Origin of the sequence: Bacillus cereus group sp. BfR-BA-01383 (assembly GCF_022663495.1) — a bacterium.
Classification (GTDB): domain Bacteria; phylum Bacillota; class Bacilli; order Bacillales; family Bacillaceae_G; genus Bacillus_A; species Bacillus_A cereus_AU.
Genome location: NZ_JAKUFP010000024.1, coordinates 13831 through 32748 on the forward strand (window position 1 = coordinate 13831; position 18918 = coordinate 32748).

Below are 18918 nucleotides of genomic sequence, written 5' to 3' on the forward strand. Positions count from 1 at the left end.
TACATGTACAATCTCTTTTATTTAGCGTACAATATTTTTTATGTGTTTGAATACGCTTTTAGATGTATACACTTTGATAGTTTTAAAGGAGAAAAAATGATGAAATCCGACATGAGCAAAGATACACGAGCCAAAAAAGGACGCTCAAAGAAAAAACACCTACTTTGGCTCCTTCTTATTCCATTACTGATTGTAGCACTCGGAGCAGGAGGCTACTCCTTCCATATATACAGTAAAGCAAAATCCGTTTTAAGTAACGCTTATGCTGAACTAGGACGAGGAGATAAATCAAGCAAACGTGAAAAAGCTGTTAAACCTATGACTGATAACATTTCCATACTTATTATGGGTGTTGACGAAAGTGATATTAGGGACAAGAATTACGGAAAAGCAACTCGTACGGATGCGCTATTACTGGCAACAATTAATAAAAATGATAAATCCGTTAAACTTGTCAGCATTCCACGTGACTCACGTGTCTACATTAAATCACGTGATAAATACGATAAAATTACACACGCACACGTATTCGGTGGCGTAGACAGCACGATTGATACAGTAGAGAACTTTTTAGATGTTCCAGTTGACTATTATGTAAAATTCAACTTTAAATCATTTATTAAAATTGTTGATTCCCTTGGTGGTATTACTGTCGACGTTCCAGTTGAATTCACAGAACAAAATAGTAAAGACGAACCGAATGCAATTCATCTAGAAAAAGGACGTCAACATTTAAATGGCGAAGAAGCACTTGCACTAGCGAGAACTCGTCATATCGACAGTGATTATATGCGCGGTCAACGACAACAACTTGTTTTAGAAGCTATCGCTGAAAAAGCACTATCCCTTAATTCCATTAATAAAATCGGTGGCCTACTAGATGCTGTCGATAACGACTTAAAAACAAATTTAACTTTTGATGATATGATGGCAATTGCAAAGAATTCAATGGGTTCAGATTTAAAAATGGATAAAATGCAAGTAGAAGGTACCGATAAATATATAGATGGTATTTATTATTACGTTCCAGACGAAAAAAGCGTCAATGATATATCGACAACCCTTCAAGAACATCTCGGTGTTACGAATAAAAATGAACATAAAAAATTATAATAAAAAGGCTGCTAGATCTTTCTAGACAGCCTTTTTATTATAATTTTCAACATATTTTTCACACATATTGTGACAAAAAGAGACAATTATTACAACAGTGTAACATTTTTTATAAAAACATTACACACATAGTGAAAATGATAGTATACTAGGACATACATACTGTTATTTTCATCATTTTTATACAAAAAATGTAATACATATATTTATACAAATTTTTCTGGGGGGAAATAAATGAAGAGAGGTAAAATACTAATCGGTTCAGCTATCGCTGGTGGCATATTACTTTGTGTAGGTGGTATTGGTGGCTATCAATATGTATCCGCATTAAATACCCAATTAAATACTACCGCATTACCAAATACTACATTTGAAGACATTTCTCTTGATGGAAAAAATAAAGCAGATATTCAAGCTATTATTAATCAAAAGGTGAATGAATTAGATCAAAAATCTCTTAACTACGTATCCCAAGATGATAAACAAACATATGTATGGAAAGATTTAGGTGTGGAATATAATGAAAAAGAAATTGCCGACACCATTTTTAAAGAACAAGAAGGCAATATGATTAATCGTTATAACATGCGTAAACAAGCTGAAAATGGCGAATTAAAACGTGACTATAAATTAACATCAAAATTAAATACAACAACTTACGAAAGCTTTATAAAGGACAAATATAATGAAACATTAAAAAATCCTGTTAATGCAGAATTAAATATTGAAGGTTCTACCGTAAATATTAGCCAAAGTCAAAATGGAAAAAAAATTGATAAAGGAAAACTAACTGATTTAACGAAACAAGCCATTACTGCTGGCACATCAGACGTTACATTACCAGTTACACTCATAAAACCAGAGCGATCTACAGAAGATATACAAAAAATGGGGATTAAAGAAGTAATCGCTGAATACTCGACTCCAATGGCTGGTCGTAATGGCAATCAATCCTTTAACGTAAATAAGTCAGCTAATACTTTAAGTGGAGTTATTGTAGCCCCTGATGAAACGTTTAGTTTTAATGGCCGTGTTGGCGTAACTGATGCTGCACATGGTTATAAATCCGCAGCAGTATATTCACAAGGTAAAGTGATACAAAGTGCAGGCGGGGGCGTTTGCCAAGTCAGTAGTACTTTATATAGTGCAGCTTTAAGGGCAGATTTAGGAATTGTTTCTCGAAGCAATCATTCTATGCCCGTAAATTATTTGCCACTTGGGCAAGATGCAGCAGTGGCAGATTATGGTCCGGATTTAAAATTTAAAAACAATACAGGTAATCATATTTATATTCAAGCATTTTCAAATGGTGGTAGTATTACTACGCGCATTTTCGGTACAAATACTGGTAAAAATGTTGAAGTTTCTTCTCAAGTAATTAGTAATACTGGTGATAAAATAACAGCGGTTACGTATAAAAAAGTAACACAAAACGGTGAAGTAATATCAAATGGACAAATTTCAAAAAGCGTATATAAAAGTGCCCCAAAACAATGAGATACTATCAAACAGACAAATTTCAAAAAGCGTATATAAAAAGGCGTGATCTACTCACGCCTTTTTCTTTTGCAATAATAGTATAAAAGTTTCGAGATGGTCTTTCGTTTCTTCTAAAGACCACATACGATTCCCTTGCTTCGCAGCTAATACGCACGCTTCTTCCCACGCGTTCTTTTTTTTCATAGTTACTAACTCATCGCGCAATTTCAAAACAATTTCTTCGTCTTCTTGCTCTATAAATTCTTCCATCACGCTCACTATTTCATCCTCATGAATACTTAACGTACAGTACGATTTAAGAAAGTATTGTAATGTCGTATACATATGTACTCCCCCTTCTTATTTGTCAGATGGATAGGAAGTAATGATCTTATATCCTAATTCTCCTGACTTATCTCTCGCTAAAACAGTAACAGTTTTTACTAACTTGTCTTTTACATTCATATTTTTCTTTATTACCGTTTTTCCAACCGGGAATGAATGAGTTGTATTTAATACAAGACGAGCCTCTTTAGAATTTTTCAACCAATCTTGAATTTCTTTATCATGTTGATTCAAACTATCTTTTACAGCTTTCGTCGCTGTTTCTTTATCATAGTATGTACTTGCCGCTGACACTTTATCTGTCTTCAAACGATTCTTCAAATCCTCTTCTGATTTGCCTACATGCCTTTCAATCGTATGACCATTTTTCGGTGGCCCTTCCATTTCATCTAAAATATTATCACTAATTTTTTCTACTGACGTAGCTTGATTCCCTGTTTGTTTCTCTGTTTTTTGTTCTTTTCCTGCACATCCACTTAAGATCAGCATTAGTGCCAATAAACTACTCAAGAAAAGACTGCTTATTCGTTTCATCATATCACCTCTTCACGATTATTATCGTAACTTCACTAAAAGTCAATTTCAGAACGAAAAAACGTATACATTTTTAAAACTTTTCATCCATTCTGCAATCTTTACAAGCCTAATTTTACAAAACCATTGCTTTACAACTTCTGAAATATATACCCCCTTGTTTTTTAAATTATTTCCCTGATGAAAATACTAATTAAAACACCAAACAAACCCTTTAAATAAAGGGTTTGTTTGCATTTTTATAAGTTTTATAAAAATACCCCTATTTCCATATACCCAATACCTATATAAGGTATATAAACCCGTTTCTATCAACGTTTTTCTACATTATGTAAATTTCCTCTTGCCTATACAACCGAAATATGGTGTAATGCAAAAAAAGATAAAGGATTTTATACGATGGCCGAAACGATTCAGAATTTCTTAACAGAATACTATTCAATCGCAATTCCACTTAGTATCGTAATCAACATCATCATCAGTTTTTTAGGTGTTATCCCTAGCATCTTTTTAACCGCCATCAATATACAGCTCTTCGGTGTAATAAATGGCACCATCATTTCGATCGTAGGTGAAGCATTAGGGGCTATTATCTCGTTTTATATTTATCGTATTGGCCTTCAAAAGTTCACTCACGATAAAGTAAATAAGTATCCAAAGGCAGAAAGACTCCTTTACGTAGAAGGTAAAGAGGCCTTTCTACTCGTTCTCTCTTTCCGTTTTATCCCTTTCATTCCATCAGGTATTGTTACTTTATTTGCAGCTCTAGGAAAAATATCATTACTCTCCTTCAGTATTGCCAGTACAATAGGTAAAATACCGGCTTTATTGATCGAGGTATATTCGGCATATCAGGTTATGAACGGAACAAATGAAGCGAAGTCGATTGTAACAATAGCAGGTTGTATCGGATTGTTTTATTTGTGGAAAAAATGGAGAAAAAAATAAAGAAGGAGCTACGGCTCCTTCTTTATTTTTGAGGTATTTTATTAATAACTATCTCTTAAAGTCTTAGTTTACACCAACAGCACTAAATGATTGCTTAACTGCTGTTACTTCAGCAGAGCTCGCACCATATAAATCAGCAGCAGCTTGTACTAAACCAGCACGAGCTTGACTAAATGTAGTAGATTGCGTGAAATATTGTGTATTTGCACGGTAGTAAATTGCACCTAATTTATCTTTTCCGATACCAGTTACAGTTACACCAGAATGCGTACCGCCATTTGCTAATAAATAAGCTTGTTTGTTAATAATGCCACTGTTTGTATGAACGCCACCGTTATCACTAGTACCAGTGTAACGCTTAGAATAATGGTCTGGGTCACCATATTTCGTTGGATCACTCATAGAGCGAAGCGCGTCTCCTGCTTTACCAGGTGTGTAAATATCTTCACCAATCTCCCAATCTGGATTACGATTATCATAATACTCTACTAATGTACCAAAAATATCAGAAACCGCTTCATTTAACGCTCCTGATTCATTTTGATAAATTAAATCCGAGCTATTTTCCGTAACAGCATGCGTTAATTCGTGACCAATTACATCAATACCACCAGATAATGAAGTAAATGTTACACCATCTCCATCTCCATATACCATTTGTGAGCCGTTCCAGAACGCGTTATTATACTTGCTTCCATAATGAACAGTCGATTTCAATGGTGCGCCTGCATCATTAATAGAATTTCGGTTAAATGTAGCTTTATAGTAATCATACGTTCTACCAGCATAGTAATGAGCATCTACTGCCGCTGCATCATACGCTGCATTAAATACATTATCTGTATCCGCCCATAACGTTCCTGGTAATGTCGAACGGTTTTTCGCATCATATGTGAAAATCGTTGCACCACGCGTATTATCTTGTAAATAATAAGATGACCCAGATAATGTTGTATTAAGCGACTTCGTATCTCCTAATACACCTTTACCAGTTCCTACTTTATTTGTTCCTGTTACAGGTTTTCCAGCTGCTTTCGTTTCCTGTTTAGGAGCATCTTGCTTAACTGGTGACTTATCTTCATTTGTTACATGATCAAGTTTATTATATTTATTTAATACTTTACCGCTGTCTGCTTCAATGAAATAGTAGTAGTTTCCTGGACTTGGATCTAAGAAGTTTAGATTTACAACGTATGCATATGTTGTTTCTTCACCGTTTTGGTATACATATAAGTCCGCTTTTGGTTCTACTTCATATTTCGGTGTTACTCCTAAATCTTGCTGCGCGATTTCAATTGCCTTTGCGCCTTCAATCTTATTTTTATTTTTCAGTTTTTCCTTCTTGTCCAAATCAGGCGCAACTGTTCCAGACAATACTTTTAAAGAACCATCTTTACTTACGTGAGCTACTTGAGTAGACCCCCATACAGGTACTCCTTCATAAACTTGTTGCATACGTACTACCGTTGAATCAGTCACAGCATCTTTTTTCACTTGTTTCACTTTGAAAGAATCTTGCGCACTCTTTTCCCCTAGCTTGTAATCACCTTTTGCTGCATTTAAGTAATCAAACACAACAGATTCCGCTTTTTTGCTAGTCGCTCCAGTTAGATCACCAGAAATAAACTCAGGTGACTGTACTGTCTCATTGTACTTCTTCGTAGAGAGCACATTTTTAGAATCTGCAAATGCAGAGCCTGTCCCTCCAAACGTTGTAACTGCCATTCCTGTCGCTAACACTAACGCTAAACTTTTCTTTTTCATGAACCTTCCCCCTAATAAAAATTTTTTTGAAAAAGAGTAGTTTTATCGTAGCACTATGTTTCCACTATTAATATACTAAAAATTCAATTAATTAATTTCTCAAGTTTTGTAGAATTTTGATGAACAAATATTGAAAAAACCCCTTTCCGGTTGGAAAGGGGTTCTCGTTATTTTCTTAACCATAAATATCTGGATTAGAATAATTTATAACTTTTTCTTGCGAAAAATTAAAACCATAGATATCTGGATTAGAGTAGTTTATACTTCCTTCTTTTAAAGATTTCATTCCATATATATCTGGATTAGAGTAATTTACTGATTTTTCTTTAAGAGACTTCACTCCATATATATCTGGATTAGAATAGTTAACCCCTAAAGACAAAATTGCAACTATACTCATTCCCACCACACCATACATACGCTTTTTCAATTCAACTCCTCCTTTTCTTCTAAAACTTTAATAGCTTCTTTATAATATTTATTACTTTCTTCATACTTAAATTCATTCTCCAAATACATAGCTAGTTCTAAATAAGCATTTTTCAATTCTTTCATACTACCTACACTCTTAAAGAACGGAATAGCCTCATTCTCTAAGAACCTCTTAAATTCTTGAGGTTCTCCAAAATATTTATACTTAAATATAAAAAACGAATAAATCATTTTATTATATTTTTCATCACTACGTGAGCAATCAATTCCTTTTTCTATCCATTCCTGTGCCTCTTCATAACGTTTAAGATGAATGCATTGTTTAGCAAGTCCATAAATCGTTTCAATATAATTCATATTGACTATCTTCTGTAATTCAAAACTTTGAAGAAAATAGTTCTTTGATTTATCATGCTCGTTTTTATAATGATATAATTCTCCCATATTATTTAAAGTCATAGCTTTAATCATGTCTTTTTCCGCAAAAGAATCTACTTCTCGCAATATACTTTCATAAATCTTTAGAGCTTCTTCATATTGCGCTTTTTCTACATAACTTAAAGCAATAATTGTTTGGCAATTGATTACATAACGGAATTTATATTCATTACGGAATCCTTCCATAGCAATATGAGCAAAATGCATAGCTAAATGTGGTATATTTAGATGACTATACGCTAGACTCAAGTTATAATATATCCCCGTTTCATAATACCCTTGCTCCTTAGCCATTTCTTCTGTCTCAATTAAATACTCCAAACTTTCTTTATGCTTATATTGCAAACTAAGTAATAGAGCTTTACTATACGTATACAACATCTTCTGAAAAGGTGAGTATTTCTTGTACACTTTCTTCAATCTATCCAATTCTTCTTCAACAGCAGAAAAATCCCTTTTCATAATTAAATATCGCGTATAAAGTAACTTATAATAATTTATAATTTCAAAATCTAAAACATGCTTCATTTCACCTTGTAAGTCTTCATATATACGTTCTACCTGTTGCTTGTCCAAATGAACTAGTGCATTCAACCATTCATCCAGCTTCACCTTCACATCTTCTTCCACATCTCTCAAATCCGTCACAGCAATTTCTAGCCTTGTGCAGAGCAATTGTAGAATTTCTTCTGATGCTTCGATCTTTCCATTTTCGATTTTACTTAAATATGAGACGGAACAAATGCCCTGACATAATTCTTCTTGTGTCATTTTTTGCTGTAGCCGTTTGTAAAAGACTTGTTTGCCTATTTTTTCTAATGTTTGTTGCATTGTCCTCCTCCATTCTCATTACCCCATTACTCTAATAATACATAAAATCCAGCGAAATATAAATTGATAAATTCTAATTTTCTAAAAAATATGCATTATTTCATTTTTTTCTCTCTTGACTTCATTTCAATATTCCTTCTTTGCTACGAACGAGGAAAAATTGGTATACTATAACCAAATTATGGAGGTGTTTTCGCGATGAATTATTATAAAGACGATAGTTATGCCTTACATACAGATTTATATCAAATCAATATGGCTTATACATATTGGAAAGACGGTATTCATAATCGCCGTTCTGTGTTTGATTTATATTTTCGAAAGCTTCCATTTGAAAACGGCTATGCTGTTTTTGCTGGCCTTGAGAAAATTGTAGAGTACATAGAAAATTTCAGTTTTACCGAAAGTGATATCGCTTATTTAGCAGAATTACAATTTGAAGAAGAATTTCTTCATTATTTAAAAAATATGAAATTCACCGGAACGGTTCGTAGTATGCAAGAAGGTGAAGTTGTTTTTAATAACGAGCCTTTATTACGTGTTGATGCACCGCTCGGTGAAGCACAAATTATTGAAACCGCTCTCTTAAATATTGTGAATTACCAAACATTAATTGCCACAAAAGCTACACGTATGAAGCACGCTGCAAATAATGACGAACTTTTAGAATTCGGTACAAGACGTGCTCATGAGTTTGATGCTGCCCTTTGGGGAACACGAGCTGCCTTTATTGGTGGATTTTCATCTACAAGTAACGTTCGTGCAGGAAAACGTTTTGGCATCCCTGTAGCCGGTACTCATGCCCACTCTTTCGTTCAAGCATATCGTGATGAATATGTTGCGTTTAAAAAATATGCTGAGACACATAAAAAGTGTGTTTTTCTTGTCGATACATACGACACTTTAAAATCAGGTGTTCCAAATGCAATTCGTGTTGCAAAAGAATTTGGAGATCGCATTGATTTCTATGGCATCCGTCTTGATAGCGGAGATATGGCATATTTATCAAAAAAAGCACGAAAATTACTTGATGATGCTGGATTTACAAATACAAAAATTATCGCTTCTAGCGATTTAGATGAATACACAATTATGCATTTAAAATCTCAGGGAGCTAAAATTGATGTATGGGGTGTTGGAACGAAATTGATTACGTCATTTGAGCAACCAGCATTAGGGGCTGTCTATAAACTAGTTGCGATTGAAGATACTGACGGAAAATTAAATGATACGATTAAAATTTCATCTAACCCAGAAAAGATTACTACTCCAGGACTTAAACGAATTTATCGTATTATCAATCGAGTTAACAATCATGCAGAAGGCGATTATATTGCACTAGATGCTGAAGAACCAGGAACAGAAGAACGCTTAAAAATGTTTCATCCTGTTCACACATATATAAGTAAATTCGTAACAAACTTTGAAGCATGCGAACTGCATAAAGACATTTTCGTTAACGGTAAAAGGACATACGAATTACCAAGCATACTAGATATTCAAAAATATAACGAACAGAGTCTCGCGCTTTTTTGGGAGGAATATATGCGAACTTTAAATCCCGAAGAGTATCCTGTCGATTTAAGCCAAGAATGTTGGGACCATAAAATGAATTACATTCAAACTGTTCGCGAACAAGTTGAAAAAAACATGCAAAAATAAAATGCAACTTTAATCAGCGGGGATTTGTCCATCCCCCACTGATTATTAGCCTTCACCAATCGGGCTTTTTGTGAAAAATATATTAAAAAAAACAAAGTGATGTTTGTTATTATTTTATTGAATCAATTTCAACAAAATAACCAATAAAAAAGAGGACGCAATCGCGTCCTCTTTTTTATAAATCTTTCACTCGTAATACACGCATTGCATTTAATACTGCGATTAATGTCACACCCACATCTGAGAATACTGCTTCCCACATTGTTGCAATACCGAACGCACCAAGTAATAACACTAACCCTTTAACACCTAATGCAAATATAATATTTTGCCATACAATGCTTCTTGTACGTTTTGCAATTTTTACAGCTGTCGCAATTTTCGAAGGCTCATCAGTCATAATAACGATATCCGCAGCTTCAATTGCTGCATCTGATCCTAAGCCACCCATCGCAATACCAACGTCCGCTCGTGCTAATACTGGCGTATCATTAATACCATCACCGACGAATGCAACCTTTTCTTTACCGTGTTTTGCCGCATCGATTTTTTCAATCTCTTCTACTTTTTGTTGTGGTAATAACTCTGCATGAACTTCGTCTAAGCCTAATTCTTTACCAACAGCTTCACCAACTGGTTTTGCATCACCAGTTAACATCACAGTTTTCTTAATACCTAGTTCTTTTAACTTTTGAATTGCTTGTTTTGAATCTTCTTTTACCTCATCAGAGATAACAATATAACCTGCATATTTACCTTCTACAGCAACATGAACTAATGTACCTACTGTTTCTGGTTGTTTAAATGTAATGTTTTCTTTTCTCATTAATTTAGCATTACCTGCAAAAATCTCTTTTCCTTGTACTTTTACAACCGTACCATGACCAGAGATTTCACTATAGTCTTCAATAGCATTTTCATCGATTGATTTTCCATATGCATTTCGAATAGATTGTGCAATCGGATGATTTGAATATACTTCTGCAAATGCGGCATATTTTAATAGCTCTTCAGCTGTAGTACCTTCACTAGGCTCCATTTTCGTAACTTTAAAAACACCTTTTGTTAATGTTCCTGTTTTATCAAAAACGATATATTTCACATCATTCAATGCTTCTAAATAGTTACTTCCTTTTACTAAAATCCCACTTTTAGATGCTCCGCCAATTCCTCCAAAGAAACCAAGTGGAATGGATACAACTAGCGCACATGGACAAGAGATAACTAAGAATACTAACGCTCTATAAATCCAATCTGAGAATGTAGCACCTTCTAAAATAAGTGGCGGAATGAACGCCATGATCGCCGCTGTAATAACTACGACTGGAGTATAATAACGCGCAAACTTCGTAATAAAGTTTTCAGTCGGCGCTTTTTTGCTGCTTGCATTTTGTACTAAATCTAAGATTTTCGATACAGTTGATTCACCGAATTCTTTTGTAACTTCAATTGTTAATACACCATTTTGGTTTACAAAACCACTTAGTACATCATTCCCAACTTCTACTTCACGTGGTACCGATTCACCTGTGAGTGCTGAAGTATCCATCATTGATGTTCCTTCAACTACTTTTCCATCTAATGGTACTTTCTCACCCGGTTTCACGATAATATAATCACCAATTTGCACATCTTCTGGTGATACTTGTTTCGTTTCATTTCCAACTTTCACATTCGCATAATCAGGACGAATATCCATTAATGAAGTAATTGATTTTCGAGAGCGATTTACCGCAATACTTTGGAATAGTTCCCCTACTTGATAAAATAACATTACCGCAACAGCTTCTGAATATTGTTGAATTGCAAAAGCTCCTACAGTTGCAATTGCCATTAAAAAGTTTTCATCGAACACTTGGCCGCGAATTATGTTTCTTACCGCTCTCCAGACAATATCTCCACCTATTAATAAATACGCAAGGACGAATAACGGAATTGTTATCATTTGTGGCAATCCAGCTAAGGCAGCAATTGCTGTCAAAATTCCACCGACTACTAATCGCCCTATCATCTTTTTCACATTTCCATCACCATGATCATGACTGTGCCCGTGGTCGTGTCCAGTTTTCTCTTCACGAACAACTTTTACATCTGGTTCTAACTTTTGAACGACATTTTTTATATTTTCTACAGTCGCTTCTAATTCTCTTTTATTCGCAACTTCTACTCGTAATTTCTTTGATACAAAATCAACAGTTGCTTCTGAAACAGTTGGCATTTCCTTAACTTTATTTTCAATTTTCATTGCACAATTCGCGCAATCTAAACCTTCTAATATAAATACTTCTTTTGCTGATTTTGTTTTTTGTTCTTCTTGCACTTTAACGTGTGGCTCTAATTTTGTAACGAGTTGCTTCGCTTCCGTGACAACTTCGTCTTCTTTATTTTGCGATGTTTCTAAAACCATTGTCTTTGTTGCGAAATTTACCGAGCAAGAATTTACTCCTTCTATATTCCCAACACCTTTTTCAATTTTCATCGCACAGTTCGCACAATCTAAACCTTCTAACATCAGTTTCTTTTTCACTAATGCTTCAGCCATCGTTCTCCCTCCTCGCGTTCTTTTTTATTCTTCCTCATTTACGTGTTCAAACGCTTGCTCGAAGATATGAATTACGTGCTGGTCAGCTAACGAATAATAAACGACTTTTCCTTCTTTACGGTTCTTTACAAGCTTTGCTTGCTTTAATACACGAAGCTGATGTGAGATTGAAGATTGCGTCATTCCTAATAAATAAGCTAAATCACAAACACACATTTCAGCTTCAAATAATGCATGTAATATTCTCGTACGTGTACGATCACCTAATACTTTAAATAGTTCTGCTACTTTACTTAAACTTTCATCAGTTGGAATTGTTTGTTTTACTTGATCAACGACTTCTTCATGAATTATCGTTTGAGAACATGTCTCTTGTGGTGTTTCTACTTTATTTCCAGCCATTATAGCTCACCTCTTCATTTGAACATATGAACAATCATTCATATGTTTTATATCTTTATTATATGAGCGTCTATTCATATGTGTCAATGAAATCTGATACATTTTTTCGAACATTTCGTTCCCAGTTTAAAAAGACGTACACATATTTTTCGCATCCATTATATTCTCATACAAAAAAGGATGTACACTTTGCACATCCCTTTCCTACTTACTTTTCATTTTTCATCGCATCCACAATTAAAGAAACAAACCCTAACTTATTATCCTGATTTCTATGGTCAAAACGTTTCGATCGATAAATAAACCCATCTTTCTCATTCCAATCATTACAATGAAACTCACCATTCTCATCACAATATTCTAAGATTCTCACTTGAAAACCTGCCGATTCAAACATGGACGTGATCGTTTTATAGTTATGAACGATTTTATGACTTACTGCCGGATGATCTAATGGACCTGGCCCCCCTACTTGTACACCCTGTTGATATTCTTCATCTGGAAAATACGCATCAGGGACTGCACAACGAATGTATCCACCATCTTTTAAAAACTCGTAGCAAACTCTCGCTGCTTCTATACCTTCCTCATACGATAAATGCTCCCATACATGTTCTGCTAAAATGGCTGATACAGAATTTGGAGCAAATTTTTCAAACCACATCTCTCCTTTTAATAAATTTAATTCTTTCTCATTTGTATGTAACCAACCTGGATTATTATTATACCCTTCGGCTCCAACAACAACTTTCCTCTCCATCTTTCCACCCCATTTTCATATTCCGACATAAAAATTCGACAAAATAACATGGCTTCCCTTTATTTCCGCAAAAGAAAAAGCCTTGCGCGCTCCCTAGACGCACAAGGCTTACTACTTTATATCCCTTTAATTAGCTTCTTCTAAATTATCCTGCGAACTTCCATCGTCTTTTAAATGACTATGTTTTTTCGAATAAACAAAGTATACAACTACACCAAGCGCTAACCAAATACCGAAGTATATCCATGTTGTTAATGGTAAATTTACCATTAAGAATAGACAACATACAACTGAAATAATCGGTAAGGTTGGTACAAGTGGTACCATAAATCCACGTTGTAATTTCGGATGCGTTTTACGAAGAATGATAACAGTTACACCAACCATCGCAAATGTTAATAATGCTCCAATATTCGCTAAATTCGACAATTCTTTTAAATCGATAAATCCAGCAATTAAAGCACTACCAATTCCTGTTATCCAAACTGAAAATGTTGGTGCTTCTGTCTTCTTGTTAATTTTCGCAAAAGATTTTGGCAATAAACCGTCACGGCTCATAGCGAAGAATACACGTGTTGTCGCATAAATGTAAGCGAAAATTACAGCCATAATACCAATTACAGCTCCAATAGCAATTACACCCGCTACTTTATCTTGCCCTACAACCTCTAGTACATATGCCATAGCTTCTGGTACATCTAATTCCTTATAAGAAACCATACCTGTCATAACAAGACAAACTACAACATAAATGATTGTACAAATCACTAACGAAGCAATAATACCAATCGGTAGATCACGTTGCGGATTTTTTACTTCTTCAGCAGAAGTCGCTAATGCATCAAATCCTAAGAAAGCAAAGAATACTGCTGCTCCTCCGGCAAAGACTCCACTTAAGCCATACGGTGCAAATGGTATCCAGTTTTCTGGTTTCACGTAGAATACACCAACTGCAATGAATAAAACAACAATACCAATTTTAATCAATACCATTATGTTATTCACACGCTTACTTTCTTTCGTACCTCGTGATAATAACCAAGTTATCACCAACGTAACGATAACTGCAGGTAAGTTCACGATACCACCTTGCGCTGGAATCATTAACAATGCTTTTGGAATTTCAATTCCTAATCCACTCACTAAATTATTGAAATAACCTGTCCATCCACCAGCTACCGCGGCAGTTGTTACGACATATACGGATAGTAATGTCCATCCCATTAAATGGGCAACAAATTCACCAATTGTCGCATATGAATAGGTGTACACACTACCTGAAACAGGAAGTGTAGACGCAACCTCTGCATAACATAAAGCTGCAAATCCACAAACAATTGCTGCAATCATGAATGAAAAAATAACTGCCGGACCAGCATCTCTTGCTGCTACTATTCCAGTTAATACTAAAACTCCTGTACCAATTATCGCACCAATCCCTAGCATTGTTAGGTCAAATGCCCCTAGTGTTTTCGTCAAAGTTTTACTTTTACTTTCCCCTAACAATTGCGTAACGGATTTCTTTTTAAATAGGTTGGCCACGATGAATGCCCCCTTTTGCCAAGAAGAGCTAAGAGGTGTTATCTCTTAGCTCTTATCATGTTGTTTTATATATTGTTCGATTTTGTTTTGTATAATGCTGCTATTAGCAAGATACTGTTTCTGCTTCTAATAACTCTTTTGCACCTTTGTACTCTACACCGTGAGCTTCTGCAACTGCTTCGAATGTTACATAGCCATCTAATGTATTGATACCTTTTAATAATGCAGTATTGCCTAGGCAAGCTTCTTTGTAGCCTTTGTTAGCAATTTGTACTGCATATGGTACTGTTACGTTTGTTAATGCAAGAGTTGATGTACGTGGAACCGCACCTGGCATGTTTGCAACTGCATAGTGAACAACGCCGTGTTTTTCGTAAGTTGGGTTGTCATGAGTTGTAATACGGTCAGTTGTTTCGAAAATACCACCTTGGTCAATCGCGATATCAACAACAACAGAACCTGGTTCCATTGATTTAATCATTTCTTCTGTTACAAGTTTTGGCGCTTTTGCACCTGGGATTAATACTGCACCGATTACAAGATCAGACTCTTTAACAGCTTCTGCAATATTGTAAGGATTAGACATTAAAGTTTTTACTTGGTTTCCGAAAATGTCATCTAATTGACGAAGACGTTCTGCGCTTAAGTCGATGATTGTTACATCCGCACCTAGTCCAACTGCAATTTTAGCAGCATTTGTACCAGCTTGTCCACCACCGATAATTGTTACTTTACCGCGTTTAACCCCTGGAACACCTGCAAGTAAGATACCTTTACCGCCTTTGTTTTTCTCAAGGAATTGTGCACCAATTTGTGCAGCCATACGACCAGCTACTTCACTCATAGGTGCAAGTAATGGTAATGAACGGTTTTCTAATTGTACTGTTTCGTATGCAATAGCAACTACTTTCTTCTCAATTAAAGCTTTTGTTAATTCTGGCTCTGGAGCTAAGTGTAAGTATGTGAATAAGATTAAACCTTCACTGAAGTGTTTGTATTCGCTTTCAACTGGTTCCTTAACTTTCATAACCATTTCCATGTTCCAAGCTTCTTCAGCTGTATCAACGATTTTTGCTCCCGCTTCAACATACTGAGCATCTGTGAAACCAGATCCTACACCTGCATCCTTTTGAATGAATACTTCGTGATTGTTACGAACTAAATGTACAACACCTGCTGGTGTCATTGCCACACGGTTTTCGTTGTTTTTAATTTCTGCTGGTACTCCAATACGCATAATGAAATGCCCCCTTATAATTAACAGAAAAAAGAAAGTCTTTTTTCTTTTTGTAATAATTAATAACTTATGTCCTTATTCTAGCATAACTTCAAAGTTATGAAAACGCTAACATACTATTTTTTTAAAGTTTATATATTTAGAATAGTGTAAATATATAAAACATTGATTCTATTAGGGCGTTCGTATCATTCCATTATCTATTATTCTATTTTCATTATACTTCTTCAAAATAAGCAGTAATCATTTATTATTCGACAATAATGTAACAATGTAAGAAACCCCAATAACGGCGTATACATATACATTTATTACTTTACTCAACACTTTAGAGATATATTCTTTTTACAAAAAAAAACAGCTGCTAGCATTTAGCTAGCAGCTGGATAACTTATAAATAACTTTGAAAACAAATCATCTGTTGTTTCCGTAATTTTATCAAACAGATCACTTTCTTCCGCTTCTTGCTCTTTTAACATCTTAATTGTTTCACGTGCATCTTCAGGGTAATCGGTAATGATACCATCTACGTTTAACTTATAATATGCCTTTAAACTTTCCATATCATTTACTGTCCATACGTAAATTGGCTTATTTAATTTCCTTGCTTCTTTTACTAATTTTTTATTTAACATGTATTCTTCTGCTACATAAAAATCAGCCTTCACATTCTTTAAGTTAGCTCTACTTGCATACAGTATATATCCTACTTTTATATCTGGATTTGCACGCTTAAACTCTTTTATGAGGGGATAATGTAATGTTTGAATAACGCATTGTTTCTCAAAGTCATTATCTTTAATTGTTTTTAATACTTTATTTACGAAATCCTTCTCATTACCGTGAAGCTTCACTTCTATATTAAGTTTTATTTTATTTTTTGAAAGCTTAATAATCTCATCTAATGTACTAATTTCCCCTGTGAACCCATCTTGACTAAGAGTAAGCTGCCTTAACTCATCCATCGTTAAATCTGACACATGCACATTGGCATTGGCAAGACGTTTTAACTTCAAATCATGTATAACCGCCAGTTCACCATCTTTTGTTTGTAATACATCTATTTCAGCGTAGTCTGCCTTTACATCAATAGCACCTTGCACAGCTTCTTTCGTATTTTCTACCCCTTTTGATATATACCCGCGGTGTGCCATAATAATCGGTTCTTTATACGAATTCGAAATAAACGTTACAATGAAAGCAACGACCATTCCTGCAGTAATAATTCCTACAATATATACACCAATAAATTTCCATCGATGTTTTTGGAAGAAACATTTATCGGCTTTCGATTTTGAATAATCTAATCCTTCTTCTAGTAAAACATCTTCGACGGGAACCTTTTGTAAATACAATCGTGTAATCGCCATAATATAAAACGGTGTCACGATAAAACTAAATAAATACAATGTACTCGTTAAAAATACAGAGATTGTTGATTCAGCTAATAACGCAAATGTTCCCTGCGGATTCGTAAACTCATACACGCCCCATAGACACAATAAATACATTCCAAAAAATACACCATACACGATCCCTATTGAAATAAAAAAGCCTACTAAAAAGAACAATACTTTAAAAAAGCTTTCTTTTACTAAAACTGCACTTTTACGCGCTGCCATACGAAATGGCTTTTGCTCTAATACAACAATAGGTAGGACAAAAATCCAACGAAGGTTCAAATACGCAACTACAGCAAAGAACGTGTAATAACCCACCTGTCCCATCGTTGTCTTAAATAGTTCTCCTGTAATAAAGTTAGGAATTTGAATTTGCGGGATTAATGCTGTTTCATACCCCATATTTAAAAGAGGTAACAATACGACAGCATATAAAATAAATCCTGGTAAGCAATATGTGAAAAGAGTAGGTAAATACGTTACCGTTTTATATAAAATCGGACGTAGTTTCACCTTTTGTCTTTTATGAGCAAAATACGAAATAATAATAAGTACCGCAAATTCCGTAAAAATAAGAAACAGTGCTAACAATGACAAAATTACGACTGCCAAGATGCCGTATGGTGTCTTTAAAAACGCTAATAATTCATCGTTCGTTGCATTTGCATAACCAGCAAAATACAATAACTTATTAAAAATGATCCCAAATAGCGGGACAAATACAATCGCTGCTAATAATTTATAAGCAAGTTGAAAGGTTAATACATTCCAAAAAGCAAATCTAACTGTTTGAAAGGAATGTCCCATTACTCCTGGTATAGATAGTTTTTTACGGTGTTGCATATATTCCTCCAAATTCTAAAACGGTATTTGAGATGGATTCCACATTTCCAGTTCCAATCCATCTTTTAATAATAATATATTCCGCTAAACATGAACACTCTTATACATACAACGAAAAAAGTGATGGCTACTTCCCATCACTTTTTTCATTTCCTCTATTTTTTCTCTAGCCCTTGCCCGAATGCTTTTAAAAAGCTAAAACCAAATGTAATTGCTCTATTGATATCGGGATCTTTTAATACCTTAAAGAAATCCATTACCTTTGTTTTTTTTCCATTATTTAATTCATCCGTTGCAAATTGTAATCCAGTGACTAAGCTGGATGTGATTTGTTTCGTTATTTCTGGGTCCACTGAAGACAATGCTTCTCCTGCTCCCATCATATTATTTAACGCATTTTTCACTGGTTCACGATTTAATTGCTCCACAGCGATTTTCGAAACATCTTCTTTCGCAGCAAGTAAACTAATCGCTGCATCTAAAATACCGGCTTTTTGTAATTGCGCTAGTAACTGCATCGTTTCCTCGACTGCTTCACGATTATTCGCTAATTCAGCGAATAGTTCTTCTGCTAATTGCTGTTTCTGTTCTTCTTCTGTTACAACTTTCTTTTTAATTAAAGTAATTTCTTTCGCCACTATCTCCG

The 18918-nt window shown here is 34.7% G+C and carries 16 protein-coding genes; 4 read left to right on the plus strand and 12 right to left on the minus strand.

Going from position 1 to position 18918, the window contains the following annotated elements; all coding sequences use genetic code 11:
- Positions 1-96: 96 nt before the first annotated feature.
- Positions 97-1113, plus strand: a complete 1017-nt coding sequence (locus MR065_RS19250; RefSeq protein ID WP_242214764.1) for an LCP family protein — start codon at positions 97-99, stop codon at positions 1111-1113.
- A 234-nt stretch (positions 1114-1347) separates the two neighbouring features.
- Positions 1348-2610, plus strand: a complete 1263-nt coding sequence (locus MR065_RS19255; RefSeq protein ID WP_242214765.1) for a VanW family protein — start codon at positions 1348-1350, stop codon at positions 2608-2610.
- A gap of 54 nt (positions 2611-2664) precedes the next feature.
- On the opposite strand, the gene MR065_RS19260 is transcribed toward MR065_RS19255, so the two are convergent.
- On the minus strand, positions 2665-2937 hold the full coding sequence (locus MR065_RS19260; RefSeq protein WP_242214766.1) for a hypothetical protein: 273 nt from the start codon (positions 2935-2937) through the stop codon (positions 2665-2667).
- Positions 2938-2952: 15 nt separating this feature from the next.
- Entirely contained in the window at positions 2953-3471 is a 519-nt protein-coding gene (locus MR065_RS19265) for an RNase A-like domain-containing lipoprotein (protein WP_141436287.1), read from the minus strand.
- A gap of 399 nt (positions 3472-3870) precedes the next feature.
- On the opposite strand from MR065_RS19265, the gene MR065_RS19270 reads away from it, so the two are divergent.
- A complete protein-coding gene (locus MR065_RS19270) occupies positions 3871-4419 on the plus strand; it encodes a TVP38/TMEM64 family protein (RefSeq protein WP_242214767.1) in 549 nt (182 codons plus the stop codon).
- A 63-nt stretch (positions 4420-4482) separates the two neighbouring features.
- Here MR065_RS19270 and MR065_RS19275 read toward each other — a convergent pair whose 3' ends face one another.
- The 3 genes from MR065_RS19275 to MR065_RS19285 form a co-directional block, all read right to left on the minus strand.
- Positions 4483-6183: a M4 family metallopeptidase gene (locus MR065_RS19275; protein ID WP_242214768.1), complete on the minus strand. Its 1701-nt coding sequence runs from the start codon at positions 6181-6183 to the stop codon at positions 4483-4485.
- 175 nt (positions 6184-6358) lie between these two features.
- Positions 6359-6613 (minus strand): Phr family secreted Rap phosphatase inhibitor, encoded by a 255-nt coding sequence (locus MR065_RS19280; RefSeq protein WP_242214769.1) that lies wholly within the window; start codon positions 6611-6613, stop codon positions 6359-6361.
- Positions 6610-7884: a tetratricopeptide repeat protein gene (locus tag MR065_RS19285; RefSeq protein WP_242214770.1), complete on the minus strand. Its 1275-nt coding sequence runs from the start codon at positions 7882-7884 to the stop codon at positions 6610-6612. The genes MR065_RS19280 and MR065_RS19285 overlap by 4 nt, the downstream gene beginning before the upstream one ends.
- Positions 7885-8082: 198 nt before the next feature.
- On the opposite strand from MR065_RS19285, the gene MR065_RS19290 reads away from it, so the two are divergent.
- Positions 8083-9546, plus strand: a complete 1464-nt coding sequence (locus MR065_RS19290; protein WP_242214771.1) for a nicotinate phosphoribosyltransferase — start codon at positions 8083-8085, stop codon at positions 9544-9546.
- A 175-nt stretch (positions 9547-9721) separates the two neighbouring features.
- Here MR065_RS19290 and MR065_RS19295 read toward each other — a convergent pair whose 3' ends face one another.
- The 7 genes from MR065_RS19295 to MR065_RS19325 all read right to left on the minus strand — a co-directional run bounded on the left by MR065_RS19295 (position 9722) and on the right by MR065_RS19325 (position 18910).
- Entirely contained in the window at positions 9722-12088 is a 2367-nt protein-coding gene (locus tag MR065_RS19295; RefSeq protein ID WP_242214772.1) for a heavy metal translocating P-type ATPase, read from the minus strand.
- A 24-nt stretch (positions 12089-12112) separates the two neighbouring features.
- Positions 12113-12490, minus strand: a complete 378-nt coding sequence (locus tag MR065_RS19300; protein WP_000918377.1) for an ArsR/SmtB family transcription factor — start codon at positions 12488-12490, stop codon at positions 12113-12115.
- A 208-nt stretch (positions 12491-12698) separates the two neighbouring features.
- Positions 12699-13250: a class I SAM-dependent methyltransferase gene (locus tag MR065_RS19305; protein WP_242214773.1), complete on the minus strand. Its 552-nt coding sequence runs from the start codon at positions 13248-13250 to the stop codon at positions 12699-12701.
- Between the two features lie 126 nt (positions 13251-13376).
- Positions 13377-14792: an amino acid permease gene (locus MR065_RS19310; protein WP_242214774.1), complete on the minus strand. Its 1416-nt coding sequence runs from the start codon at positions 14790-14792 to the stop codon at positions 13377-13379.
- 103 nt (positions 14793-14895) lie between these two features.
- On the minus strand, positions 14896-16029 hold the full coding sequence (ald, locus tag MR065_RS19315; protein ID WP_002116056.1) for an alanine dehydrogenase: 1134 nt from the start codon (positions 16027-16029) through the stop codon (positions 14896-14898).
- 371 nt (positions 16030-16400) lie between these two features.
- Positions 16401-18272, minus strand: coding sequence for a glycerophosphoryl diester phosphodiesterase membrane domain-containing protein (locus MR065_RS19320; RefSeq protein ID WP_242214775.1), 1872 nt, complete (start codon positions 18270-18272; stop codon positions 16401-16403).
- A gap of 155 nt (positions 18273-18427) precedes the next feature.
- On the minus strand, positions 18428-18910 hold the full coding sequence (locus MR065_RS19325; RefSeq protein WP_242214776.1) for a helical membrane plugin domain-containing protein: 483 nt from the start codon (positions 18908-18910) through the stop codon (positions 18428-18430).
- Positions 18911-18918: the final 8 nt, after the last annotated feature.